Annotated in this window: 25 protein-coding genes and 1 riboswitch; of the genes, 19 read left to right on the top strand and 6 right to left on the bottom strand. The window is 42.6% G+C overall.

The features are described 5' to 3' along the window. The first annotated feature begins 173 nt into the window (after positions 1–173). Positions 174–1,457: a trigger factor gene (gene tig, locus UKS_RS07955; protein ID WP_049497108.1), complete on the top strand. Its 1,284-nt coding sequence runs from the start codon at positions 174–176 to the stop codon at positions 1,455–1,457. Between the two features lie 47 nt (positions 1,458–1,504). On the opposite strand, the gene recD2 is transcribed toward tig, so the two are convergent. From recD2 to rnhC, 3 genes are all read right to left on the bottom strand, one after another. Beyond that, positions 1,505–3,871, bottom strand: coding sequence for an SF1B family DNA helicase RecD2 (gene recD2, locus UKS_RS07950; protein ID WP_156012574.1), 2,367 nt, complete (start codon positions 3,869–3,871; stop codon positions 1,505–1,507). A 279-nt stretch (positions 3,872–4,150) separates the two neighbouring features. Continuing rightward, on the bottom strand, positions 4,151–4,765 hold the full coding sequence (lepB, locus tag UKS_RS07945) for a signal peptidase I (RefSeq protein ID WP_156012572.1): 615 nt from the start codon (positions 4,763–4,765) through the stop codon (positions 4,151–4,153). A gap of 3 nt (positions 4,766–4,768) precedes the next feature. Beyond that, positions 4,769–5,650, bottom strand: coding sequence for a ribonuclease HIII (rnhC, locus tag UKS_RS07940; protein WP_156012570.1), 882 nt, complete (start codon positions 5,648–5,650; stop codon positions 4,769–4,771). Between the two features lie 86 nt (positions 5,651–5,736). Between rnhC and zapA the strand changes: the two genes are divergently transcribed. From zapA to UKS_RS07905, 7 genes are all read left to right on the top strand, one after another. Next, positions 5,737–6,039, top strand: coding sequence for a cell division protein ZapA (zapA, locus tag UKS_RS07935; RefSeq protein WP_000002023.1), 303 nt, complete (start codon positions 5,737–5,739; stop codon positions 6,037–6,039). Next, a complete protein-coding gene (locus UKS_RS07930; protein WP_156012568.1) occupies positions 6,036–6,584 on the top strand; it encodes a CvpA family protein in 549 nt (182 codons plus the stop codon). The genes zapA and UKS_RS07930 overlap by 4 nt, the downstream gene beginning before the upstream one ends. 217 nt (positions 6,585–6,801) lie before the next feature. Next, positions 6,802–9,138, top strand: coding sequence for an endonuclease MutS2 (locus UKS_RS07925; protein WP_156012566.1), 2,337 nt, complete (start codon positions 6,802–6,804; stop codon positions 9,136–9,138). Between the two features lie 163 nt (positions 9,139–9,301). After that, positions 9,302–9,390, top strand: a riboswitch (glycine riboswitch). Between the two features lie 90 nt (positions 9,391–9,480). Continuing rightward, positions 9,481–10,803: an alanine/glycine:cation symporter family protein gene (locus UKS_RS07920; protein WP_156012564.1), complete on the top strand. Its 1,323-nt coding sequence runs from the start codon at positions 9,481–9,483 to the stop codon at positions 10,801–10,803. Between the two features lie 131 nt (positions 10,804–10,934). Beyond that, on the top strand, positions 10,935–11,483 hold the full coding sequence (locus UKS_RS07915) for a carboxymuconolactone decarboxylase family protein (RefSeq protein WP_156013080.1): 549 nt from the start codon (positions 10,935–10,937) through the stop codon (positions 11,481–11,483). A gap of 14 nt (positions 11,484–11,497) precedes the next feature. Further along, a complete protein-coding gene (locus UKS_RS07910; RefSeq protein WP_049497096.1) occupies positions 11,498–12,562 on the top strand; it encodes an acyl-CoA dehydrogenase family protein in 1,065 nt (354 codons plus the stop codon). A gap of 104 nt (positions 12,563–12,666) precedes the next feature. Next, entirely contained in the window at positions 12,667–13,566 is a 900-nt protein-coding gene (locus UKS_RS07905) for a TDT family transporter (protein ID WP_156012562.1), read from the top strand. Between the two features lie 24 nt (positions 13,567–13,590). Here UKS_RS07905 and serS read toward each other — a convergent pair whose 3' ends face one another. The 3 genes from serS to UKS_RS07890 form a co-directional block, all read right to left on the bottom strand. Continuing rightward, the gene (serS, locus tag UKS_RS07900; protein ID WP_156012560.1) at positions 13,591–14,865 is read right to left on the bottom strand and encodes a serine--tRNA ligase; all 1,275 of its coding nucleotides are present in this window, start codon (positions 14,863–14,865) and stop codon (positions 13,591–13,593) included. Positions 14,866–15,078: 213 nt separating this feature from the next. Continuing rightward, on the bottom strand, positions 15,079–15,450 hold the full coding sequence (locus UKS_RS07895) for a DUF956 family protein (RefSeq protein ID WP_049497089.1): 372 nt from the start codon (positions 15,448–15,450) through the stop codon (positions 15,079–15,081). A 2-nt stretch (positions 15,451–15,452) separates the two neighbouring features. Then, positions 15,453–16,817, bottom strand: a complete 1,365-nt coding sequence (locus tag UKS_RS07890) for an aspartate kinase (RefSeq protein WP_156012558.1) — start codon at positions 16,815–16,817, stop codon at positions 15,453–15,455. Positions 16,818–17,027: 210 nt separating this feature from the next. Between UKS_RS07890 and UKS_RS07885 the strand changes: the two genes are divergently transcribed. The 11 genes from UKS_RS07885 to accC all read left to right on the top strand — a co-directional run bounded on the left by UKS_RS07885 (position 17,028) and on the right by accC (position 25,920). Continuing rightward, a complete protein-coding gene (locus UKS_RS07885; RefSeq protein WP_156012556.1) occupies positions 17,028–17,813 on the top strand; it encodes an enoyl-CoA hydratase in 786 nt (261 codons plus the stop codon). 93 nt (positions 17,814–17,906) lie between these two features. Continuing rightward, a complete protein-coding gene (gene fabT / locus UKS_RS07880; RefSeq protein WP_049497085.1) occupies positions 17,907–18,341 on the top strand; it encodes a fatty acid biosynthesis transcriptional regulator FabT in 435 nt (144 codons plus the stop codon). Continuing rightward, complete coding sequence (locus tag UKS_RS07875; protein ID WP_156012554.1) at positions 18,341–19,315, top strand: beta-ketoacyl-ACP synthase III; 975 nt, start codon at positions 18,341–18,343, stop codon at positions 19,313–19,315. Before fabT ends, UKS_RS07875 begins: the two co-directional genes overlap by 1 nt. A 58-nt stretch (positions 19,316–19,373) precedes the next feature. Next, positions 19,374–19,598 carry an acyl carrier protein gene (locus UKS_RS07870; protein WP_084947999.1) on the top strand — a complete coding sequence of 75 codons (225 nt, stop codon included), beginning with the start codon at positions 19,374–19,376 and terminating at the stop codon, positions 19,596–19,598. A 116-nt stretch (positions 19,599–19,714) separates the two neighbouring features. Further along, on the top strand, positions 19,715–20,689 hold the full coding sequence (gene fabK, locus UKS_RS07865; protein ID WP_156012551.1) for an enoyl-[acyl-carrier-protein] reductase FabK: 975 nt from the start codon (positions 19,715–19,717) through the stop codon (positions 20,687–20,689). Continuing rightward, positions 20,682–21,605 carry an ACP S-malonyltransferase gene (fabD, locus tag UKS_RS07860; protein WP_156012549.1) on the top strand — a complete coding sequence of 308 codons (924 nt, stop codon included), beginning with the start codon at positions 20,682–20,684 and terminating at the stop codon, positions 21,603–21,605. Before fabK ends, fabD begins: the two co-directional genes overlap by 8 nt. A gap of 40 nt (positions 21,606–21,645) precedes the next feature. Beyond that, positions 21,646–22,377, top strand: a complete 732-nt coding sequence (gene fabG / locus UKS_RS07855; RefSeq protein WP_156012547.1) for a 3-oxoacyl-[acyl-carrier-protein] reductase — start codon at positions 21,646–21,648, stop codon at positions 22,375–22,377. 21 nt (positions 22,378–22,398) lie between these two features. Next, complete coding sequence (fabF, locus tag UKS_RS07850) at positions 22,399–23,634, top strand: beta-ketoacyl-ACP synthase II (protein WP_156012545.1); 1,236 nt, start codon at positions 22,399–22,401, stop codon at positions 23,632–23,634. Between the two features lie 2 nt (positions 23,635–23,636). Then, positions 23,637–24,122: an acetyl-CoA carboxylase biotin carboxyl carrier protein gene (gene accB / locus UKS_RS07845; protein ID WP_156012543.1), complete on the top strand. Its 486-nt coding sequence runs from the start codon at positions 23,637–23,639 to the stop codon at positions 24,120–24,122. Beyond that, positions 24,119–24,541 (top strand): 3-hydroxyacyl-ACP dehydratase FabZ, encoded by a 423-nt coding sequence (fabZ, locus tag UKS_RS07840; RefSeq protein WP_156012541.1) that lies wholly within the window; start codon positions 24,119–24,121, stop codon positions 24,539–24,541. Before accB ends, fabZ begins: the two co-directional genes overlap by 4 nt. 11 nt (positions 24,542–24,552) lie before the next feature. Further along, entirely contained in the window at positions 24,553–25,920 is a 1,368-nt protein-coding gene (accC, locus tag UKS_RS07835; protein WP_156012539.1) for an acetyl-CoA carboxylase biotin carboxylase subunit, read from the top strand. Positions 25,921–26,083 lie beyond the last annotated feature (163 nt).

Genomic DNA, 26,083 nt, shown 5'->3' with positions numbered 1-26,083 from the left:
CTGTAATCAGCCATCATTAAACATCTTTTATAAAATTATATTCGAAACCTAAAGAAAACCAAGAAGAAACCGTACCTCTCCCATCATTGAAAAGCGCAGTCATTACTTGAAAAAAGTCGCTCATTTATGTTATAATAGACTGTATTTAAAAAATTTTAAGGAGAAATGACAGAATGTCTGTATCATTTGAAAACAAAGAAACAAACCGTGGTGTCTTGACTTTCACTATCTCTCAAGACCAAATCAAACCAGAATTGGACCGTGTCTTCAACTCAGTGAAGAAATCTCTTAATGTTCCAGGTTTCCGTAAAGGTCACCTTCCACGCCCTATCTTCGACAAAAAATTTGGTGAAGAGTCACTTTACCAAGACGTTATGAACGCTCTTTTGCCAAACGCTTATGAAGCAGCTGTAAAAGAAGCTGGTCTTGAAGTCGTTGCTCAACCAAAAATTGATGTAACTTCAATGGAAAAAGGTCAAGACTGGGTTATCACTGCTGAAGTTGTTACAAAACCTGAAGTAAAATTGGGTGACTACAAAAACCTTGAAGTATCAGTTGATGTAGAAAAAGAAGTAACTGACGCTGACGTTGAAGAGCGTATCGAACGCGAACGCAACAATTTGGCTGAATTGGTGATCAAAGAAGCTGCTGCTGAAAACGGCGACACTGTTGTTATCGACTTTGTTGGTTCTATCGACGGTGTTGAATTTGACGGCGGAAAAGGTGAAAACTTCTCACTTGGACTTGGTTCAGGTCAATTCATCCCTGGTTTCGAAGACCAATTAGTTGGACATTCAGCTGGTGAAACTGTTGACGTTATCGTAACATTCCCAGAAGACTACCAAGCTGAAGATCTTGCAGGTAAAGAAGCTAAATTCGTGACAACTATCCACGAAGTAAAAGCTAAAGAAGTTCCAGCTCTTGACGATGAGCTTGCAAAAGACATCGATGAAGAAGTTGAAACACTTGCTGAATTGAAAGAAAAATACCGCAAAGAGTTAGCTGAAGCTAAAGAAGAAGCTTACAAAGATGCCGTAGAAGGTGCAGCAATTGATAAAGCTGTAGAAAACGCTGAAATCGTAGAACTTCCAGAAGAAATGATCCACGAAGAAGTTCACCGCTCAGTAAACGAATTCCTTGGAAACTTGCAACGTCAAGGTATCAATCCTGACATGTACTTCCAAATCACTGGAACTACTCAAGAAGACCTTCACAAACAATACGAAGGAGAAGCTGAATCACGTACTAAGACTAACCTTGTTATCGAAGCAGTTGCCAAAGCTGAAGGATTTGATGCTTCAGAAGAAGAAATCCAAAAAGAAATCGAGCAATTGGCTGCAGATTACAACATGGAAGTGGCTCAAGTTCAAAACTTGCTTTCAGCTGATATGTTGAAACACGACATCACAATCAAAAAAGCTGTTGAATTGATTACAAGCACAGCAACAGTTAAATAATCTTAATAGCCAAAAATCCCACCTGATTAGGTGGGTTTTCTGATGCACTATTTTTCAAAAATCTCTTTGAGGTCTGCGTCAGTAATCCCAATCATGGCGGGGATGCTGTCCCAGTTTTCTTCGGTTAGGATGTAGGATTGTTCAGAGACGCTTGATGTGGCTGTTTCAGAGACCGCTTGTTGCTTTTCTTCAACATTCTCCAATAAATCACTGAAGCGTTCAATCAGATAGGTTTTTCGGGCAGTTCCGATATGCTGGGTAGCATAGTCGAAGGCCTGTAATTCGCCTAGTAAGATAAGCTTGCTTTTGGCGCGTGTAATGGCTGTATAGATGAGATTGCGCTCCAGCATACGCCTGCTAGCACTGGTGATGGGTAGGATAACAACAGGGAACTCACTTCCCTGGGACTTATGGATACTCATGGCATAGGCCAGGCGAATCTTGTACCATTCGTTACGTGGGTAAGAGACCTCATTGCCATCAAAATCAATGACAATTTCGTCTTGTTTCGACTCGGTGTATTTACCAGGAATCAGGTCTGTGATAGCTCCTAAATCTCCATTAAAGACATTGATTTCAGCATCGTTGACCAAATGAATGACCTTGTCGCCCTTACGATAGTGACACTGGGGAGCTTCAAAACTGAGTTGATCTTTTTGTGGTGGATTGAGCAGGTTTTGCATGAGCTGATTGATAGCATCAATCCCTGCTGTCCCTCGGTACATGGGAGCCAGAACCTGAATATCACGAGTAGGGATTCCACTTCTGAGGGCTGCGCCTAAAATCTTTTCAATGGTAGCAGGAATATGGCCACTAGCGATTTCAAAGTAGGAACGATCAGCTTTTTTCTGGGTGAAATCAGCAGGTAAGATACCCTGTCGAATTTGACTAGCTAAGGTGACGATAGTTGATTCTTCGCTTTGCCGGTAAATTTTTTCCAAGCGAGTCTGAGGTATCAAAGGAATATGAAGCAGATCCGATAGAACTTGTCCAGGGCTGACAGACGGGAGCTGATCGCTATCTCCCACGATGAGGACTTTACTATCAGACGAGATGTTGGAGAAGAGTTGGTTGGCCAGCCAAGTATCCACCATGGAAAATTCATCCACGATAATAAAGTCGGCATCCAGATAATCTTCCAGATGACTGGTGTCATCGTCACCTGTCATTCCTAAATGACGGTGTATGGTCGCGCTAGGCAAGCCTGTCAATTCATTCATGCGGCGAGCGGCTCGTCCAGTTGGAGCGGCAAGAAGAATCGGTAGGTTGCTTTTTTTCCTGAGGTCCAGTCCTTCTAAGAGGGCATAAACAGCGATGATCCCATTGATAACCGTTGTCTTCCCAGTACCAGGGCCACCTGTCAGGATAAAGACCTTATTTTGGATAGCGTCACAAATAGCCTGTTTTTGAATGCTGTCATACTCAATCCCCAGTTCTTCCTCAACAGTAGTAATATGCTTGTGAATGGTTTCTAGATCTTGGCTCTTCTGTTTTCCTTTTTCGAGGATACGAACCAAGTGGCTACGAATCCCTTCTTCTGCAAAAAAGAGGCTGTTGTCAAAAATCTTGGTATCAATCTGCTGAACCTTGTCTTCTTCGATCAAGTAGGAGAGTTCTTGGGCCACTTGGCAGGGATCCAGTTCCACGGGGCGAGAAGATTCAAGGAGAGTAAGGGTTTGTTCCAGCAAATCCCGTGCTTCAACATAGGTGTCCCCTGTTTCCATACAGGTCTGAAAAAGACTATGTACTAGACCGGCGCGGAAGCGTTCAGGAGCCTGACTTTCGATGCCTAGTTCTTCCGCTAATTGGTCAGCAATGGTAAATCCCAAGCCCTTGATATCTTCGACCAGTTGGTAGGGATAATTTTCAACCACATCAAGGGTTTCCTCCTTGTAAAAGTCTTGAATCTGAAAGGCTAATTTATTGGGAATGCCGTAGTTGGCTAGTTTGGCCAAAACCATCTCGGTTCCGTAGTTGAGACGGAGGGTGGAGACGAAGGCCTCACGATTTTTGGCAGATAGTCCTGCGATGCCTTCTAACTTTTCTGGATGTTGCAGAATTTCGTCAATGGTATTATCGCCATAGGTATCCACAATTTTCTGAGCTGTCTTGAGACCAATTCCCTTGAAATGGCTACTTGAAAAGTACTTAACCAAGCCCTTGCTAGTTGGTTTTGCGCGTTCATACCGGCTGATTTGCAGTTGTTCCCCATATTTGGAGTGCTGGACAATTTGTCCCCAAAAAGTATAGTCTTCTCCCTCAATCACGTCAGCCATTGTTCCCGTGACAATGATTTCAAAATCATCAAAATCCTTTGCGTCCGTGTCGTCGATTTCTAGGAGGAGGATGCGATAAAAATTGCTGGGATTTTCAAAAATAATCCGTTCAATGGTTCCTGAAAAATAAACTTCCATAAGATTCCTTTGCATAAATAGGTGAGAGTTAATACTCTTCGAAAATCTCTTCAAACCACGTCAGCTTCGCCTTGCCGTATATATGTTACTGACTTTGTCAGTTCTATCTACAACCTCAAAGCAGTGCTTTGAGCAACCTACGGCTAGCTTTCTAGTTTGCTCTTTGATTTTCATTGAGTATAACTTTGTTTCTATCTTAATCAAACTGGATAGTGAATAATCATATTCTCACGATAGAAGAAGAGGCTGAGATTGCTGATTCTCGGCCTCTTCGATTTCTTAAAATGTTCCGATACGGGTGATTGGCCAGAAGCGGAATTTAGCTTCTCCTGTGATATCTTTTGCTTTGAAGGTACCTACGTGGCGGCTGTCGCTCGAAACTAAGCGGTCGTCTCCAAGGAGAAGGTATTCTCCTTCTGGGACAGTAAAGCTAAAGTTGGTATTGTAGTTGACATCAACGGTGAAGGCTTGAGCTTTTTCAGCAATACTTCTAAAGAAAGTGCCTTTATTTCCTTCAAATCCCTTGCCTGAGTAGGTGCTTTGGAGTTTGTCATCCTTGAAGCGTTTGATATAGTCAGCTAGATAAGGTTCGTCCGTCTCTTTGTCATTGATGTAAAGTTTATCATTTTCGTAACGGATAGTATCTCCTGGCATACCGATCACGCGCTTGACGATGTCTTTATTTCCATCATCTTCATGCGCCACCACGATATCAAATCGGTCAATAGGAAGGTGTTTGACCACAAAGAGGACTTCTCCATCTGCCAGGGTAGGATCCATAGAATGTCCTTCTACACTGACATTCCTCCAGAGAAAGAGACGGCTTAAAGCTAGTAATGACAGAATTAGGAGGAACAATCCCCACTCTTTTAGGAAATGTTTAAATGAATTCATAACTTACCTTTCTAAGCGTTTTTTCGCTTTTTCAGTATTTTTAAAGTGCAGTTTGGCGCAGAAATTGAGTCCCTGCATACCATAGGCTTGCAAAATTTGGCTAGCCACCTTATCAGAAGCCGTTCCAGCTCCACTTGGAAGTTGATAACCCAGTTCTCGTCCCAGATTTTCAAGATTTTCCAGAAAGAGATCACGCGCAATGATGGAAGAAACAGCTACAGCCAAATATTTGCCCTCAGCCTTTTCTTCCAGGCTAATCGGATTGCTGAAGCGATTGGCCTCTTGTGCCAAATACTTGTCATAATTTTTAGCACTGGTAAAGGCATCAATCACAATTTTCTCAGGCTGAATGCCTTTTTGAAGGAGAAGGTAGATAGCCTGGTTATGGAGGGCTACCTTAACTGAAACAGCATTGTAGCGGTCTCCAATGACTTCGTTGTACTTGCTTGGTGAGAGAAGCAGTGCCTGGTGCTGAATTTTTTCCTTGAGGATAGGGGCGATCTGACGAATCTTTTGGTCAGTCAGAGTTTTAGAATCTCCCACACCGAGTTTTCGCAAGAAGTCATGCTGGTTAGGTGTGACAAAAGAAGCCACAACTGCAAGTCCACCAAAGTAGGAACCATTTCCCACCTCATCTGTCCCAATCAAAGGAAAATTTTGTCCGCTGGTTTGCTCTACAACTTGATAGCCAAAGAAACGAGCATATTTCTCAGCTCCTTCACCCTGAAGCAAGACCTTTCCAGAAGTATAGATAGAAACCGTTGCTTGAGGTAGTCGTAAAAAGTAGCGAATATAGCGATTCTTGCTGGGAGCCAGACTGGTTTGATAGTGTTCAAGAAAAGCCTGAATCTCCTTTTCGCTTGGTGTGAGTGTTATACTTGCCATAGTTTATATTGTACCATAAAAGCAGGCAAATTTGTAAAAACTGACAAAATTAGCGAATTTTGGTATAATATCGTGAGGTGAATTTTATGGCAAATCTAAATCGATTCAAATTTACATTCGGGAAAAAAACATTAACCTTGACAAGCGAGCATGATAACCTTTTTATGGAGGAAATTGCCAAGGTTGCGACAGAAAAATACCAAGCAATTAAAGAACAAATGCCTAGCGCAGATGATGAAACAATCGCTCTTTTGTTGGCAGTCAACTGTTTGTCAACTCAGCTCAGCCGTGAGATTGAATTTGATGATAAGGAGCAAGAATTAGAAGAATTGCGTCACAAGCTTGTGACTTGCAAGCAAGAACAGAGTAAGATTGAGGATTCTTTATGATTTCACTCCTTCTTCTATTGGTCTTGGCTTGGGGATTTTATATCGGCTATCGCAGAGGCCTGCTCTTACAGGTTTATTACCTGATTGCAGCCATGGCATCGGCTTTTGTGGCTGGCCAGTTTTATAAGGGGCTTGGAGAGCAATTTCATTTGCTCCTCCCTTATGCAAATCCGCAGGAAGGTCAGGGGACTTTCTTTTTCCCATCGGATCAACTCTTTCAGTTGGATAAGGTCTTTTACGCAGGGATCGGCTACTTGCTTGTATTTGGGATAGTCTATAGCATCGGTCGTTTGCTTGGTCTCCTCTTACACTTGATTCCTAGTAAAAAACTAGGTGGCAAGTTTTTCCAAGTTTCAGCAGGTATTTTGTCCATGTTGGTGACCTTATTTGTCTTGCAAATGGCCTTGACAATTTTGGCGACCATCCCCATGGCAGTTATACAAAATCCTCTTGAAAAGAGTATCGTCGCAAAACACATCATCCAGAGCATACCAGTGACAACCAGTTGGCTCAAACAAATCTGGGTAACAAATTTAATCGGATAAAAAGGGCAGGAATTTTCCTAGCCCTTTGTTTACAGATTGACTCGAATCGATCAGAATGTAAAAAGCTACTACTCTTCGAAAATCTCTTCAAACCACGTCAGCTTCCATCTGCAACCTCAAAACACTGTTTTGAGCAACCTGCGGCTAGCTTCCTCGTTTGCTCTTTGATTTTCATTGAGTATCATACACCTAGACATTCAAGGACAAGGAAATAAAGATGAACAAGAAAATATTAGAAACATTAGAGTTCAATAAGGTCAAGGCCTTGTTTGAACCTCATTTGTTGACCGAGCAGGGCTTGGAGCAATTGAGACAGCTAGCTCCGACTGCCAAAGCAGATAAAATCAAACAGGCTTTTGCTGAGATGAAGGAAATGCAGGCTCTCTTTGTCGAGCAACCGCATTTTACTATTCTCTCAACTAAGGAAATTACAGGAGTTTGCAAACGATTGGAGATGGGAGCGGACCTCAATATCGAGGAGTTCCTCCTCTTGAAGCGCGTGCTTCTTGCTAGCCGAGAACTGCAAAGTTTTTATGCCAATCTGGAAAATGTCAGTTTGGAAGAATTAGCCCTTTGGTTTGAGAAATTACATGATTTTCCGCAATTACAAGGAAATCTCCAAGCCTTTAATGATGCAGGTTTCATTGAAAATTTTGCCAGTGAAGAATTAGCGCGCATCCGCAGAAAAATTCATGACAGCGAGCGTCAGGTACGCGATGTTTTACAGGACCTACTTAAGCAAAAAACGCAGATGTTGACAGAAGGAATCATTGCTAGCAGAAATGGCCGTCAGGTTTTACCTGTCAAAAATACCTACCGCAATAAGATTGCTGGTGTCGTTCATGATATTTCTGCCAGCGGAAACACCGTCTATATCGAACCTCGTGAGGTGGTCAAACTGAGCGAAGAAATTGCCAGTTTACGAGCAGATGAGCGTTATGAAATGCTTCGCATTCTCCAAGAAATCTCGGAGCGTGTTCGCCCTCATGCGGCTGAGATTGCTAATGATGCTTGGATTATCGGCCATTTGGACTTGATTCGTGCCAAGGTCCGCTTTATCCAAGAAAGGCAAGCAGTCGTTCCTCAGCTATCTGAAAATCAAGAAATTCAACTGCTCCATGTCTGCCATCCTTTGGTCAAAAATGCCGTCGCAAATGATGTCCATTTTGGTCAAGATTTAACAGCGATTGTCATTACAGGTCCCAATACAGGTGGGAAGACCATCATGCTTAAAACTCTGGGCTTGACGCAGGTCATGGCCCAATCTGGTTTGCCGATTTTAGCAGACAAGGGAAGTCGTGTTGGTATTTTTGAAGAAATCTTTGCCGATATTGGTGATGAGCAATCTATTGAGCAGAGTTTGTCTACCTTCTCTAGCCATATGACCAATATTGTGGATATTCTTGGCAAGGTTAACCAACATTCGCTTTTACTCTTGGATGAGTTGGGAGCTGGTACAGACCCTCAAGAAGGAGCTGCTCTTGCCATGGCTATTCTGGAAGACCTTCGCCTACGTCAAGTCAAGACCATGGCGACGACCCACTATCCAGAACTCAAGGCCTACGGTATTGAGACAGCCTTTGTGCAGAATGCCAGCATGGAGTTTGATACTGCAACTCTACGCCCGACCTATCGCTTTATGCAGGGCGTGCCTGGTCGAAGCAATGCCTTTGAAATCGCTAAACGTCTAGGCCTGTCTGAGGTTATCGTAGGCGATGCCAGTCAGCAGGTCGATCAGGACAATGATGTCAATCGTATCATTGAACAACTGGAAGAGCAGACGCTGGAAAGTCGCAAACGTTTGGACAATATCCGTGAGGTGGAGCAAGAAAATCTCAAGATGAACCGTGCTCTCAAAAAACTTTATAACGAGCTCAATCGTGAAAAGGAAACGGAGCTCAATAAGGCGCGTGAGCAAGCTGCTGAGATTGTGGACATGGCCCTAAGTGAGAGTGACGATATTTTAAAAAATCTTCACAGTAAATCTCAACTGAAACCGCACGAGATTATCGAAGCCAAGGCCAAACTCAAAAAATTAGCCCCTGAAAAAGTGGACTTGTCCAAAAACAAGGTTCTTCAAAAGGCTAAGAAAAAACGAGCTCCAAAGGTGGGCGATGATATCGTGGTGCTCAGTTATGGCCAGCGTGGTACCTTGACCAGTCAACTCAAGGACGGCCGCTGGGAAGCCCAAGTTGGCTTGATCAAAATGACCTTGGAAGAGAAAGAGTTTGACCTCGTTCAAGCTCAGCAAGAAAAGCAAGTCAAGAAGAAACAGGTCAATGTCGTGAAACGAACTTCTGGTCGTGGCCCACAAGCCAGACTGGACCTTCGAGGCAAACGTTATGAAGAGGCCATGAATGAGCTAGATGCCTTTATCGACCAAGCCTTGCTTAATAATATGGCTCAAGTTGACATCATCCATGGTATTGGAACAGGTGTCATCCGTGAAGGAGTTACCAAATACCTACAAAGAAACAAGCATGTCAAGAGTTTCGGCTATGCCCCACAAAATGCTGGAGGCAGTGGCGCAACTATTGTGACCTTTAAAGGATAGCAGTATTCTGGATTTTACAAAGTAAAAACTGTTGAACTAATTTTTACGAATAAACACATTGACAAAAGCCAACATTTTTTGTAAAATAAGAATCAATTAAATACCAACACCGAATGAAGTTTAATAGAAGTGGGGAATCGTTTGATTTTCCATGACTGTAAATGGACGGAACTCTGGAGAGACCGTAAAGGCACCGAAGGGGCAAGGCAGGTAACTGCTCAAACTCTCAGGTAAAAGGACAGAGCTAGGATAGACCGCTTTTTAGCATTTATCTAAGCATTCCAGAGTACATGTATTATGCATGTGCTCTTTCTTTTGGGGTTGAAAAGATAGGAGAAGGAAATGTTAGAATTGCTTAAATCAATTGATGCTTTTGTTTGGGGCCCACCCCTCTTGATTCTCTTGGTCGGGACAGGGATTTACCTGACTATTCGTCTAGGACTCTTGCAGGTTTTGCGTCTGCCCAAGGCCTTCCAGCTTATTTTTACTAAGGACACGGGGCATGGCGATGTATCCAGTTTTGCTGCCTTGTGTACAGCACTTGCAGCAACAGTTGGTACGGGAAACATTATCGGGGTGGCGACAGCTATCAAGGTCGGTGGCCCAGGAGCCCTCTTTTGGATGTGGATGGCTGCTTTCTTTGGGATGGCAACCAAGTATGCGGAAGGCCTCTTGGCTATTAAATACCGCACCAAGGACGACCATGGTGCAGTGGCGGGGGGGCCGATGCATTATATCCTTCTGGGGATGGGAGAAAAGTGGCGCCCACTTGCTATCTTCTTTGCCCTGGCAGGTGTATTAGTAGCTTTGTTGGGAATCGGGACCTTTACCCAAGTCAACTCGATTACAGAATCTATCCAAAATACAACCGCTATTTCGCCAGCTATCACCGCTCTTGTCTTGTCTGTATTTGTAGCGATTGCAGTCTTTGGTGGCCTCAAGTCCATTTCAAAGGTTTCAACTACTGTTGTTCCTTTTATGGCTATCATTTATATTTTGGGAACTCTTACAGTTATTTTCTTTAATATCGAGAAAATCCCTGCTACAATCGCTTTAATCTTGACATCCGCTTTTAGTCCGGTTGCTGCAGTAGGAGGCTTTGCTGGTGCTAGCATTCGGATGGCTATCCAAAATGGTGTGGCACGTGGTGTCTTCTCAAACGAATCTGGTCTGGGTTCTGCTCCCATTGCAGCTGCTGCAGCTAAGACAAATGAACCAGTGGAGCAAGGTTTGATTTCCATGTCAGGAACCTTTATTGATACTCTCATTATCTGTACTTTGACAGGTTTGACCATCTTAGTAACTGGTGTTTGGAGTGGTGACTTAAATGGGGTTGCCTTGACTCAGTCTGCTTTCTCAACAGTCTTTTCACACTTTGGATCTGCCCTCTTAACCATCTTCCTTGTGCTTTTTGCCTTCACGACAATTCTAGGTTGGAACTATTATGGAGAACGCTGTTTCGAGTTCCTCTTTGGGGTTCGTTTTATCTGGCTCTACCGTTTGGTCTTTGTGCTCATGGTCTTGTTGGGAGGATTTATCGAGTTGGATATGGTTTGGATTATCGCAGATATTGTCAATGCCATGATGGCTCTGCCAAACTTGATTGCTCTCTTAGTCTTGTCGCCGGTCGTTATTGCTGAAACTAAAAAGTATTTTAATAAATAATGAAATCACACATTGCGTGTGATTTTTTGCTTTCATAAAAAATTTCTATCAATGTAATTTAAAATATATATTATACACGGTATAGAATCTGTGATAGACTAGGTTTCAACAAAATGAAAAGAGGTCTTATGATGACAACATTTACCATCCATACAGTCGAATCAGCACCAGGAGAAGTGAAAGAAGTTCTTGAAACAGTAGAAAAAGATAATAATGGCTATATTCCCAACCTAATCGGTCTCTTGGCTAATGCACCGACTGCCTTAGAAGCCTACAGAACTGTCGGAGCTATCAACCGTCGCAACAGCTTAACACCAGTAGAGCGTGAAGTGGTGCAAATCACGGCAGCTGTAACCAATGGTTGTGCCTTCTGCGTCGCAGGTCACACAGCTTTTTCAATCAAACAAATCCAGATGAACGATGACCTTCTTCAAGCCCTTCGCAATCGTACTCCAATTGAAACAGATCCTAAATTGGACACCCTAGCTAAGTTTACCTTAGCGATAATCAATACCAAGGGTCGTGTAGGAGATGAAGCCTTGGCTGAGTTTTTAGAAGCTGGCTACACTCAACAAAATGCCTTGGATGTGGTTCTTGGTGTCAGCCTAGCAAGCCTCTGTAACTATGCGAATAATCTAGCTAATACCCCAATTAACCCAGAATTGCAACCTTATGCCTAGAAGGAGGAAAGAGTATGGGATTTTTTTCAGAAGAATTTTTGAGCTGGTTAGACCAGCATGCTGATGAAATCGACAAGCAGTCTTGTCAAGCTGGAGAGCAGTTGATTGAGAAAATTGCAGCAGAGGGAGCTTTTCGTGTGGGGGTTCCTGCATCTCTTGGGGGTTCAGGAGGAAGTGACCAGGATGTTATTAATATCCTTGCAGAGCTCGCACAACATTCTTTAACAGCCTCTTTTATTTCATGGGGGCAACGCACTCTAATTGACAATATTCTTCATACGGATAACTCCTATTTTAAGGAAACCTATCTGGAAAAACTCTTGTCTGGAGAATATGCAGGTGCGACTGCCTTGTCCAATGCTGTCAAATATCTATCTGACCTAGAGGAACTGAATGTTCGCGTTCTTGAAGAAAATGGACAATTGTATCTAAAAGGAAGACTGCCATGGGTAACGAATGCTCGAAGAAATCGATTTTTAACTATTTTTGTGGCAGGTTTTACAGATGATCCAAGTATAAGTTATGTGGTGGCTGTACCATCAGACGCAGAGAATTTTAGTCGTTCTGAAGACTTAGAATTCGTTTCTCTTCAAGGAGGAAATACAGCTGCCCTGACTTTTAATAAGGTCCTTTTAAAAGAGGAATGGATTTTATCCAAAGATGCTCATCAATTTTTGGCACAAAATCGTCCGGCTTTCTTAGGTTACCAATTTGGTCTAGCTTTTGGTTTAGCTGAACGTTCTCTATCAGAAGTAGAAAAAGAATTGGGGCAACGCAGTGTGCTAACAGATGAATGGCAATACCAGGTAGAGCAGTTAGATGCTATTCGGCAAGCTCTTTATCAGGGATTGTCTGATCGTTCCTATTTTGTTACCAATCCGCGTGAACTCTTTCAGTTAAGGATAGACATTGTGGATGTTGTTGCTCAGAGTCTTCTATTAGAGTTACAAGCCGGTGGTGGTAGAGGCTACTTTAGTAAATCAACATCTGGATTTATTCGTCGTTGGAATGAAGGTGCCTTTCTTCCAATTGTTTCTCCAAGTGCGGTTCAGTTGCGCCATATCTTAGCAACTAGTTAAAAAGTAGAATAAAAACGAAGTTTGAATTTTCAACTTCGTTTTTTAAGTCCTCATTTAAACGATTTTATGCTATACTGAAACTAACATGATTATTGGAGGTTAGGATGAAAAAACTCCCCTTGGTATTTTCTGGTTGTTTGCTAGGTTTGGCAGGAGCTGGAAATCTTATTGTAGATACGTTGCCGATCCTGTCCCATCTATTGAGTCTTACTGGTTTGATTTTGTGGATTTACTTTCTACTTCTGCATCTCTTTAATTGGAAAGAAACCAAACAAGAGTTGACTAAGCCTCCTCTTTTATCAGGAATGGCCACTTTTCCCATGGCTGGGATGATTTTATCAACTTATGTCTTTCGCGTATTCCCTCACCTTCCTTTGGTTGCGCAAGGAATCTGGTGGTTTTCATTTCTCTTGGATGTGGCCTTGATTGCTGGTTTCACCATCAAGTTTGCCTATCCAGGTAAGAGAGTCAGTGCGACTCCTAGCTGGACAGTGCTCTATGTGGGGATAGCAGTAGCTGCCTTGACCTATCCTCTGGTAGGCATCATCGAAATTGCCTATGTGACCTTGAGTTTTGGATTTCTTCTTACCTTCTATCTCTATCCCCTTATTTATAGCGATTTAAAGAAACAACCACTCCCCGTAGCCTTGCTTGGACAAGAAGGGATCTACTGTGCTCCTTTCTCTCTACTCTTGGCTTCCCTAGTTCGAGTTGGAGGAGACAGCCTACCGACTTGGGTCTTAATCGCTATGATTGTGTCTTCCCAATCTTTCTTTTTCTTTGTTTTGACTCGCCTACCCAATATTTTAAAACAAGGTTTTCAACCAGCCTTCTCAGCCCTCACCTTCCCAACCATTATCACAGCTACTTCGCTCAAGATGGCTCAGGGAATCTTGAAACTTCCATTTCTGGATTACCTGGTATTGGCTGAAATCATTATATGCCTCACTATTTTATTCTTTGTATTAGGTGCTTATCTGATTTGGTTACGAAAAAAGGTCTAGCTAGAAATAGCTAAACCTTATTTTTTATGGTTTGATAACTTCAGCTCCACCCATATATGGACGAAGAACTTCTGGGATGGTCACAGAACCATCTTCATTTTGATAGTTTTCAAGAATAGCGGCTACTGTACGTCCAACTGCCAGTCCAGAACCGTTTAAGGTGTGGAGCAATTTAACCTTGCCATCTGCTTCATCACGGTAACGGATTTGGGCACGACGGGCTTGGAAATCTTCTGTGTTTGAACAGCTTGAGATTTCACGGTAATTGTTTTGTGCTGGAATCCAAACTTCCAAGTCGTAAGTCTTGGCAGCTGAGAAGCCCATATCTCCTGTAGAGAGAGCAACGACACGGTATGGGAGGTTAAGTTTTTGAAGAATGTTTTCAGCGTTGGCTGTCATTTTTTCTAATTCTTCGTATGATTCTTCAGGTTTGGCAAATTTCACCATTTCAACCTTGTGGAATTGGTGCAAACGAATCAAACCACGGGTATCGCGACCAGCAGAACCTGCCTCAGAACGGAATGATGGACTCATAGCAGTAAAGTAGATTGGCAGTTCCTTACCATCAATAATTTCATCACGGTAGTAGTTTGTAAGAGGCACTTCAGCTGTAGGGATGAGGACATAATTAGTGTCTTTCAATTCAAAAGTATCTTCCTTGAATTTTGGATATTGACCAGTACCAAACATAGAGTCGTGGTTAACCATGTAAGGTGTGATGACTTCAGTGTAGCCTTCTTTGCCATGTTCATCCAACATAAAGTTGTAGATAGCACGTTCTAAACGAGCACCGAGACCTTTATAGAAGAGAAAGCGAGCGCCAGTTACCTTACCACCGCGTTCCCAGTCAAGAATACCAAGGTCTTCACCAAGATCCCAGTGGGCTTTTGGTTCGAAGTCAAACTCGCGCGGAGTCCCCCAACGGCGAACTTCCACATTGTCCTCCTCGTCAGCCCCAACAGGAACACTGTCAGCTGGGATATTTGGAAGAGTAGTGGTAAATTCTGTCAATTTAGCATCGATGTCTGCCAATTCAGCATCCAAGGCTTTGACCTCAGCAGATAGAGTTTGCATGGCAGCAATCTTATCATCAGCATTTTCCTTGTTGCGCTTAGCTTGGGCAATCTCAGCTGAAACTGTGTTACGTTCAGCCTTGAGAGTTTCAACCTTGACCAAGATGTCACGACGTTTAGCATCGATTTCTTTCATCTCGTTTAAGACAGCAGCATCTACGCCACGTGTAGCCAATTTTTCTGCGACAGCATCAAAGTCTGTACGAATACGTTTGATATCTAACATAAGAACTCCTTTATGAAAAAAGCACACCTGACAAAGCGTTGGAGTGGCAGGGCCACGGTTCCATCCAACTTCACAGGTGTGCACTTGATTCTGTATTTGATTTAAAACAACGGTAGAATTTCACCTATCCCTCCTATCTGCTCGCAGCACCCGCAGACTTTCTGAAAGAAGAAGATAACCTACTTATCCGTTGCTATGATTATACTAAAGTTTTTACTTTTTTGCAAATAGATTTTTAAATTTTTGACCAATGGTCTGGAGTAGAGTCGGAAGTTTCACGACCTTGTCATTGCCCAGTTTTTCACGAGCAATTTTGAGAATGGCACCTGAGTCTTTTGAAGCAAAGAGGAATTTTCCTCTGTCTGTAAAGACTTCGAAGTGGCGACTGATTTTGCGACCAGTGACATTGGCTCCAATTTGGTTGATATGGCTCCAAGGAATCTGGATATATTGTTCGACATTGACATCTGGGTAAAATTCCAGAGCCTGATCTCCGACAAGGAATTTCCCAACTTTCCCAGCTACAGAGAGATAGGAAGTGCCTGTCGTGCTGAGAAGCACTGTTTTATTAAGCGATTGAGCCATGATTAGTCTTCCTTACTTTCGTCGAAAAAGGCATTGTAGAGGGCTTTGATTGCTGCTTTTTCTTGGTCTTTATTGACAACGAACATGATAGATACTTCACTAGAGCCTTGAGACATCATCTGGATATTGATCTTGTTTTCAGACAGAGCACGTGTTGCAGTAGCTGTTACACCGATATGACTCTTCATCTTTTCTCCAACAATCATAATGATAGAAAGGTCGTGTTCGATTTCTGCATGGTCTACTTCAGCTTTTTGAACCAATTGACGTAGGATTTCTTCTTCCTTGATAGGAGTTAGTTCGCGAGAACGGAGAATGATTGAAAGATCATCGATACCTGTTGGCATATGTTCCCAACCGATGTTAAGATCTTCAAGGATTTGCAGAACCTTGCGACCAAATCCAACCTCGCGGTTCATGAGGTATTTCGACATGTTAATGCTGACAAAGCCTGAGTCACCAGCAATTCCCACAACTGGAAATTCATCACTACTATGTTTTAGAACGATACGAGTACCTGGATGGTCAGGATTGTTGGTATTCTTGATAACGAGAGGAATTTTTCCTCGATAGGCAGGTAGAAGAGCTTCATCGTGAAGAACTGAGAATCCTGCATAGGCCAATTCACGCATTTCACGGTAAGTCAACTCTGGAATCGAGTGTGGTTGGTGGATAATACCAGGATGGGCTGCAAAGATACCATCAACATCCGTAAAGTTTTCATAGAGGTCGGCTTTGACACCAGCAGCAATGATAGAACCTGTAATATCTGATCCTCCACGTGAGAAGGTGCAGATTTGATTTTCCTTGGTAACCCCAAAGAAACCAGGAATGACAAGGACTTCATTTGTATTTGTCAATTCTTCAATCTTGTCATAACTAGAGGGAATGATGCGAGCATTCCCAGGTTCACTTGTGACCACAATACCAGCTTCTCTAGGGTGCACATAGCGTGCATCAATACCATTTTGGTTAAAATAGGCAGCAATCAATTTAGCATTGTTGTTTTCACCGGCTGCTAGGAAAGTATCGTAGAGAAATTCATTTTCATCAATAGGAAGAGTGGCCAAGGCGCGAATGCTTTTTGAAATTTTATCTAAAACAGCTGGTTTCAAACCCAATTCGCTAACCATGGCAGCATAGCGGTCGATAATCCAGTTTTGGCTCTTGCTAATATCGTTACCAGCAACATAATCGCGGTAGTATTTAATCAAGGCATCTGTAACCTTAGTGTCTTCAGCATTGCGTTTACCAGGCGCAGAAACAACTACAAAACAACGCTCTGAATCGCTTTTTACGATGTTTAAAACTTTTTCTAATTGACTAGCAGAGGCAAGAGAGCTACCTCCAAATTTAACAACCTTCATAAGAACTCCTAAAGTAAGTGTTTTATACGATTATAGCAGAAAGAAAGCCTTTTTTCAATGAAGAAAAGAAGATGCTTTCTAGGATAAAGCGAGCCTTTCTAATCGGCTGAGACACTTTCAGTCGATTTTTCCTTGCTTTCTGATTTTAAAAAAGATATACTTTGACAATAAAATAATTTAAACTGCATATAAAAGAAAAAAGGAGTCCTGATGGAACACATTATTTATCAGCTTGAGGAGGACGTGGCAATCATTACCTTGAACCGTCCTGAGGTCGCAAATGGTTTTCATATTTCTATGTGTGAAGAGATTTTAGAAGCCCTAACTTTGGCAGAAGAGAATCCAGCTGTGCGTTTTGTTTTGATCAACGCGAATGGCAAAGTCTTTTCAGTTGGGGGAGATTTAGTAGAGATGAAGCGGGCAGTGGATGAGGATGATATTCCATCATTGACGAAAATCGCAGAATTGGTCAATACAATTTCTTATAAAATCAAACAAATTACAAAACTTGTTTTAATGGAAGTTGACGGGGCTGTTGCAGGTGCAGCAGCAAATATGGCTGTTGCGGCAGATTTCTGTCTTGCAACGGATAAGGCAAAGTTTATCCAAGCTTTTGTTGGAGTTGGCTTGGCTCCAGATGCAGGAGGAATTCATCTCTTGAGTCGAAGCATCGGTGTGACGCGTGCTGCTCAATTGGCTATGACAGGGGAGGCTTTGACGGCAGAAAAAGCCCTAGAGTGGGGCCTAGTTTACCGTATTTCTGAAGCTGATAAACTTGAAAAAACCAGAGAACAGCTTCTTAAAAAATTGAGACGTGGGTCAAGCAATTCCTATGCTGCCATTAAGAAGTTGGTATGGGAGAGTCAATTTAAAGATTGGCAAGATTATGCTACTTTAGAACTGAACCTGCAGGAATCCTTAGCTCAAACGGAAGATTTCAAAGAGGGAGTTCGGGCTCACTCGGAGAGAAGGAGACCTAAATTTACAGGAAAATAAAAAAATACTTGCACCATTCTTTGAACTTTGATATAATTCTTTTGTCAAATGTTTTGATTCTAAAAGTTTTTTTGAAAAGGAGGGAAGGAAAGATTGGACTACCAACGAATTAATGAATATTTAACGTCTATATTTAACAATGTCCTCGTTATTGAGGAAGTTAGCTTGAGAGGTAGTCGTTTCAAGGATATCTCCATCAAAGAAATGCATACGATTGATGTGATTGGGAAAGTTCCAGATGTGACACCAAGTCACGTGTCAAAAGAGTTGATGGTGACTCTTGGGACAGTTACGACTAGTTTGAACAATCTCGAACGCAAGGGTTACATTGAACGCATTCGCTCAGATCAGGATCGTCGTGTGGTACATCTGCATTTGACAAAGAAGGGTCGCTTGGTTCATAGGCTACATAAACGCTTTCACAAGGCCATGGTTGAAAAAATCATTGATGGTATGAGTAAGCAAGAAATGGAGGTTATGAGCAAAGGTTTGACCAATCTTTATCAATTTTTGGAGGACTTGAAATAATGGCTTTTGCAAAAATAAGCCAAGTTGCTCATTATGTGCCAGAGCAAGTGGTTACAAATCATGATTTGGCACAGATTATGAATACCAGTGATGAGTGGATTTCAAGTCGGACGGGGATACGACAAAGGCATATTTCAAGAACAGAATCTACCAGTGATTTGGCTACAGAGGTTGCCAAGAAACTGATGGCAAAAGCTGGAATCACAGGGGAAGAGCTGGATTTTATCATTCTAGCTACTATTACTCCAGATTCGCTGATGCCCTCTACAGCTGCTCGTGTCCAAGCTAATATTAGTGCAAATAAGGCCTTTGCTTTTGACTTAACAGCAGCTTGCAGTGGATTTGTATTTGCTCTTTCAACTGCTGAAAAGTTTATCGCTTCTGGTCGCTTTCAAAAAGGCTTGGTCATCGGTAGTGAAACCATGTCCAAAACCTTGGACTGGACAGATCGTTCAACAGCTGTTTTGTTTGGAGATGGTGCTGGTGGTGTCTTGCTAGAAGCTAGCGAGAAAGAGCATTTCTTAGCTGAGAATCTCAATAGCGATGGGAGTCGCAGCTACTGTCTAACTTATGGACATTCAGGCTTGCATTCTCCATTTTCAGATCAAGACAATGCAGATTCATTTTTGAAGATGGATGGACGTGCAGTTTTTGATTTTGCCATTCGAGATGTAGCCAAGTCTATCAAGCAGACCATTGAAGAATCTCCTGTAGAGGCGACAGACTTGGATTACCTGCTACTTCATCAGGCTAATGACCGTATTTTGGATAAGATGGCTAGAAAAATTGGTGTTGACCGATACAAACTTCCAGCCAATATGATGGAATATGGCAATACTAGTGCAGCCAGTATCCCGATTTTACTTTCAGAGTGTGTAGCAAAAGACCTTATCCGTTTAGATGGTAGCCAGACGGTTCTTCTATCAGGCTTCGGTGGAGGCTTGACTTGGGGCACGCTCATTCTTACAATTTAGGTAATCATGTGGTGAACACATTGTTATAAAAAACTATTTATTTTAAAGGAGTCCTATCATGGCAGTATTTGAAAAAGTACAAGAAATTATCGTTGAAGAACTTGGAAAAGACGCATCAGAAGTAACACTTGAATCAACTTTTGATGACTTGGATGCAGATTCATTGGACTTATTCCAAGTAATCTCAGAAATCGAAGATGCTTTTGATATCCAAATCGAAGCAGAAGATGATTTGAAAACAGTTGGTGACTTGGTTGCCTATGTTGAAGAGCAAGCAAAATAAGCAGAATATAAATAGAAGGAGTAGGGAAACCCGCTCCCTCTTGTTTAGGCAATAGTTTGATTGTCAAATTATGACGGTATCGAACTATTACGTAAGCAAGAAACCATGGAGGCACTATGAAAACACGTATTACTGAATTATTGAACATTGATTATCCTATCTTTCAAGGTGGTATGGCCTGGGTTGCTGATGGTGATTTGGCAGGGGCTGTTTCCAAGGCTGGAGGACTAGGGATTATCGGTGGGGGGAATGCCCCTAAAGAAGTGGTTAAGGCTAATATCGATAAGATTAAATCTGTAACAGACAAACCCTTTGGTGTCAACATTATGCTTCTGTCTCCATTTGTTGATGATATTGTTGACCTCGTCATTGAAGAAGGGGTTAAGGTAGTGACAACAGGTGCAGGAAATCCAAGCAAATACATGGAACGTTTCCATGAGGCTGGTATTACGGTTATTCCTGTTGTACCAAGTGTTGCCCTAGCTAATCGCATGGAAAAAATCGGTGCGGACGCTGTCATTGCAGAAGGAATGGAAGCAGGAGGACATATTGGTAAACTAACAACCATGACCTTGGTGCGCCAGGTTGCTGCTGCTGTATCTATTCCTGTTATTGCTGCAGGAGGGATTGCAGATGGTGAAGGTGCTGCGGCTGGCTTTATGCTAGGGGCAGAGGCGGTTCAGGTTGGAACTCGTTTTGTAGTTGCTAAAGAATCAAATGCTCATCCAAACTATAAAGCTAAAATTTTAAAAGCTCGTGATATTGACACAACTATCTCAGCACAACATTTTGGACACGCAGTTCGTGCCATTAAAAACAAATTGACTCGTGATTTTGAAAAAGCTGAGAAAGACGCCTTTAAACAAGAAAATCCTGATTTGGAAATTTTTGAACAAATGGGAGCAGGTGCCCTAGCCAAAGCAGTTGTTCACGGTGATGTGGATGGCGGATCTGTCATGGCAGGCCAGATTGCAGGGCTTGTTTCCAAAGAAGAAACCGCTGAAGAAATCCTAAAAGATTTGTATTACGGAGCAGCTAAGAAAATTCAAGAAGAAGCCTCTCGTTGGGCAGGAGTTGTAAGAAATGACTAAAACAGCCTTTTTATTTGCTGGTCAAGGTGCCCAGCATCTAGGTATGGGCAGGGATCTCTATGATCACTACCCTATTGTCAAAGAAACGATTGATCAAGCAAGTCAGGTGCTTGGTTACGATTTGCGTTATCTCATTGATAGGGAAGCAGAAAAACTCAATCAGACCCGCTATACGCAACCAGCTATTTTAGCAACTTCGGTTGCTATCTACCGTTTATTGCAAGAAAAAGGCTATCAGCCTGATATGGTTGCTGGTTTGTCTCTTGGAGAGTACTCTGCCTTGGTAGCCAGCGGTACCTTGGATTTTGAAGATGCGGTTGCCTTGGTTGCTAAGCGTGGCGCCTATATGGAAGAAGCAGCTCCTGCTGGCTCTGGTAAGATGGTAGCAGTTCTCAATACGCCAGTAGAGGTCATCGAAGAAGCCTGTCAAAAAGCTTCTGAACTTGGAGTGGTTGTACCAGCCAACTATAATACACCTGCACAAATCGTGATTGGTGGAGAAGTGGCTGCAGTTGATCGAGCTGTTGAACTCTTGCAGGAAGCAGGTGCCAAACGCTTGATTCCTCTCAAGGTGTCAGGGCCTTTTCACACCGCTCTCCTTGAGTCTGCTAGTCAGAAACTAGCTGAAACTCTAGCGCAGGTAAGTTTTTCAGATTTTACTTGTCCCCTAGTCGGCAATACAGAAGCTGCAGTTATGCAAAAAGAAGCCATTGCTCAACTCTTGACGCGTCAGGTCAAGGAGCCAGTTCGTTTCTATGAAAGTATTGCGGTTATGCAAGGAGCAGGCGTAACCAACTTTATCGAGATTGGACCGGGGAAAGTCTTGTCAGGCTTTGTCAAAAAAATTGATAAGACCGCTAAACTAGCCAATGTTGAAGATCAGGCTAGCTTGGAAGCCTTGCTAGAAAACAAGTAATCCCTTCTCCCATACATACAAGAGGAAACAGGAGAAAAGAATGCAACTAAAAAATAAAAATATCTTTATTACAGGTTCGAGTCGTGGGATTGGTCTTGCCATCGCCCACAAGTTTGCTCAAGCAGGAGCCAATATTGTTTTAAACAGTCGTGGGGCAATCTCAGAAGAATTGCTCGCTGAGTTTTCAAACTATGGTGTCAAGGTGGTTCCTATATCAGGAGACGTGTCAGATTTTGCAGACGCTAAGCGTATGGTTGAGCAAGCTATTGCAGAGTTGGGTTCAGTAGATGTTTTGGTCAACAATGCAGGAATTACCCAAGACACCCTGATGCTCAAGATGACAGAAGCAGATTTTGAAAAAGTGCTTAAAGTGAACCTGACTGGTGCCTTTAACATGACACAATCAGTCTTGAAACCGATGATGAAAGCCAGAGAAGGTGCTATCATTAATATGTCTAGTGTTGTTGGTTTGATGGGAAATATCGGTCAATCTAACTATGCAGCTTCTAAGGCTGGTTTGATTGGTTTTACCAAGTCTGTAGCGCGTGAAGTAGCCAATCGCAATATCAGGGTTAATGCCATTGCACCTGGGATGATTGAGTCCGATATGACAGCCGTTCTATCAGACAAGGTAAAAGATGCCATGCTGGCGCAAATTCCCATGAAAGAATTTGGGCAGGCAGAGCAGGTTGCAGATTTGACAGTATTTTTAGCAGGCCAAGATTATCTAACTGGTCAAGTGGTTGCCATTGATGGTGGCCTCAGTATGTAGCAGAAGCTAGAGGTGAAAAAGATGAAACTAAATCGCGTAGTAGTAACAGGTTATGGAGTAACATCTCCAATCGGAAATACACCAGAAGAATTTTGGAATAGTTTGACAAGTGGAAAAATCGGAATTGGACCAATTACAAAATTTGATCATAGTGATTTTGATGTGCATAATGCGGCAGAAATTCAAGATTTTCCTTTTGATAAATACTTTGTTAAGAAAGATACCAATCGTTTCGATAACTATTCTTTATATGCCTTGTACGCAGCCCAAGAAGCTGTCAATCATGCAGGTCTTGATGTAGAAGCTCTTGACAGGGATCGTTTTGGTGTTATTGTTGCCTCTGGTATTGGTGGAATTAAAGAAATTGAAGATCAAGTTCTTCGCCTAAATGACAAAGGACCAAAACGTGTGAAACCATTGACCCTTCCAAAAGCCTTGCCAAATATGGCTTCAGGAAATGTTGCTATGCGTTTTGGAGCAAACGGTGTTTGTAAATCCATCAATACTGCCTGTGCTTCATCAAATGACGCGATTGGGGATGCCTTCCGCTCAATTAAATTTGGTTTCCAAGACGTTATGTTGGTAGGTGGTTCAGAAGCCTCTATTACACCTTTTGCTATTGCTGGTTTCCAAGCCCTAACAGCTCTCTCTACTACAGCGGATCCAACTCGTGCTTCTATCCCATTTGATAAGGATCGCAATGGTTTTGTCATGGGAGAAGGTTCAGGGATGTTGCTTCTTGAAAGTTTAGAGCATGCTGAAAAACGTGGGGCTACTATCCTTGCTGAAGTAGTTGGTTACGGAAATACTTGTGATGCCTACCACATGACTTCACCGCATCCAGAAGGTCAGGGAGCTATCAAGGCCATCAAATTAGCCTTGGAAGAAGCTGAGATTTCCCCAGAGCAAGTAGCCTATGTCAATGCTCATGGTACATCAACTCCTGCTAATGAAAAAGGAGAAAGTGGTGCCATCGTAGCTGTTCTTGGTAAGGAAGTACCTGTATCATCAACCAAATCATTCACAGGACATTTGCTGGGTGCTGCAGGTGCAGTAGAAGCTATCATAACAATCGAGGCTATGCGTCACAACTTTGTACCAATGACAGCTGGGACAAGCGAAGTATCAGATTATATCGAAGCCAATGTCGTTTATGGACAAGGCTTGGAGCAAGAAATTCCATACGCTATTTCAAATACATTTGGTTTTGGTGGCCACAATGCAGTTCTTGCTTTCAAACGTTGGGAGAATAAATAAGTATGAATTTAAACGATATTAAAGACTTGATGGCCCAATTTGACCAGTCAAGTTTGAGAGAATTTTCTTATAAAAATGGGACGGATGAGTTGCAGTTTAGCAAGAATGAAGCGAGACTGGTGTCTGAAGTTGCAGCTCAAGTTGCTCCAGGGCCCGTTCTAGCAACACCAAGTCCAGTAGCTCCGTCATCTGCTTCAACAGAAACTGTAGTGGAAGAGGTTCCAGTTCCAGCAGAAACAAGTCTAGTTGCTGAGGGAGATGTTGTAGAGAGTCCACTTGTCGGAGTGGCTTACTTGGCTGCTGGTCCTGATAAACCTGCCTTTGTTACAGTTGGTGATAGTGTCAAAAAAGGTCAAACATTGGTGATTATCGAAGCTATGAAAGTCATGAATGAAATCCCAGCTCCTAAGGATGGTGTGGTAACGGAAATTCTCGTTTCTAACGAAGAAATGGTTGAGTTTGGTAAAGGATTGGTACGTATCAAATGATCGATATTCAAGGAATCAAAGAAGCTCTTCCCCACCGTTATCCTATGCTCCTAGTGGACCGTGTGTTGGAAGTGGGCGAGGATACCATTGTTGCTATCAAAAATGTAACCATCAATGAGCCCTTCTTTACCGGTCATTTTCCTCAGTATCCAGTTATGCCAGGTGTTCTGATCATGGAAGCCTTGGCGCAAACTGCTGGTGTCTTGGAGTTATCAAAACCTGAAAATAAGGGAAAACTGGTCTTTTATGCTGGTATGGACAAGGTCAAGTTTAAGAAGCAAGTTGTACCTGGTGACCAATTGCTTATGACAGCGACTTTTGTCAAACGTCGTGGCACGATTGCTGTGGTTGAAGCAAAGGCTGAAGTGGATGGCAAGCTTGCAGCTAGTGGTACTCTTACCTTTGCAATAGGGAACTAAGGAGGTTCTCCATGTTTCGAAAAATTTTAATTGCTAATCGTGGTGAAATTGCGGTTCGGATTATCCGTGCGGCGCGTGAACTGGGGATTGCGACGGTGGCGGTTTATTCAACTGCTGATAAGGAAGCTCTCCACACGCTTTTGGCAGATGAGGCAGTTTGTATCGGACCTGGCAAGGCAACAGAGTCTTATCTCAATATCAATGCAGTTCTATCAGCTGCAGTCTTGACTGAGGCAGAAGCCATTCACCCAGGTTTCGGATTTCTCAGTGAAAATTCCAAATTTGCAACTATGTGTGAAGAGGTGGGGATTAAGTTTATCGGTCCATCTGGCCATGTTATGGATATGATGGGAGACAAGATCAATGCGCGCGCTCAGATGATTAAAGCAGGTGTGCCTGTCATTCCAGGTTCAGATGGAGAAGTACATAACTCTAAGGAAGCTTTGACTGTCGCTGAAAAAATTGGCTATCCTGTTATGCTCAAGGCTTCAGCAGGTGGAGGTGGTAAAGGGATTCGTAAGGTTGAAAAACCAGAAGACCTCGTTTCCGCCTTTGATACTGCTTCAAGTGAAGCCAAGGCCAATTATGGCAATGGTGCCATGTACATTGAACGGGTGATTTATCCAGCTCGCCATATTGAGGTTCAAATTCTAGGAGATGAGCATGGACATGTGATTCATTTAGGTGAACGGGATTGTTCGCTTCAGCGAAATAACCAAAAGGTTTTAGAAGAAAGTCCTTCAATTGCTATTGGGAAAACACTTCGTAATGAAATTGGTGCTGCGGCAGTTCGCGCTGCGGAGTCTGTTGGTTATGAGAATGCAGGGACCATTGAGTTTCTACTAGATGAAGCCAGTGGTAAATTCTATTTCATGGAAATGAATACACGTGTTCAGGTAGAACATCCCGTTACAGAGTTTGTTTCGGGTGTGGACATAGTCAAGGAACAGATCCGTATTGCGGCAGGTCAGCCTCTGTCTGTTAAGCAAGAAGATATTATTCTAAGAGGCCATGCCATTGAGTGTCGTATCAATGCAGAAAATCCAGCCTTTAACTTTGCACCAAGTCCAGGTAAGATCACCAATCTCTATCTGCCAAGTGGTGGTGTCGGCTTGCGTGTTGACTCTGCAGTTTATCCAGGTTATACCATTCCGCCATACTATGATAGTATGATTGCTAAAATCATCGTTCATGGTGAAAATCGTTTTGATGCCTTGATGAAAATGCAACGTGCGCTCTATGAATTAGAGATTGAAGGGGTGCAGACCAATGCAGATTTCCAGCTTGACCTCATTTCAGATCGTAATGTCATTGCTGGAGATTATGATACTTCCTTCTTGATGGATACCTTCTTACCTAAATATCAAGAAAAAGAATAATGTAATACTCTTCGAAAATCTCTTCAAACCGTGTCAGCTTCGCCTTGGATTATAGATAAGACTGACGAAGTCAGTCTTATCTATAACCTCAAAGCAGTGCTTTGAGCAAACTGCGTCTAGCTTCCTAGTTTGCACTTTGATTTTCATTGAGTATAAAAATAGT

Source organism: Streptococcus sp. 116-D4 (genome assembly GCF_009731465.1).
Lineage (GTDB): Bacteria > Bacillota > Bacilli > Lactobacillales > Streptococcaceae > Streptococcus > Streptococcus pseudopneumoniae_E.
Note: the sequence above shows the minus strand (reverse complement) of the source record. Positions and strands in the feature narration are given on the sequence as shown.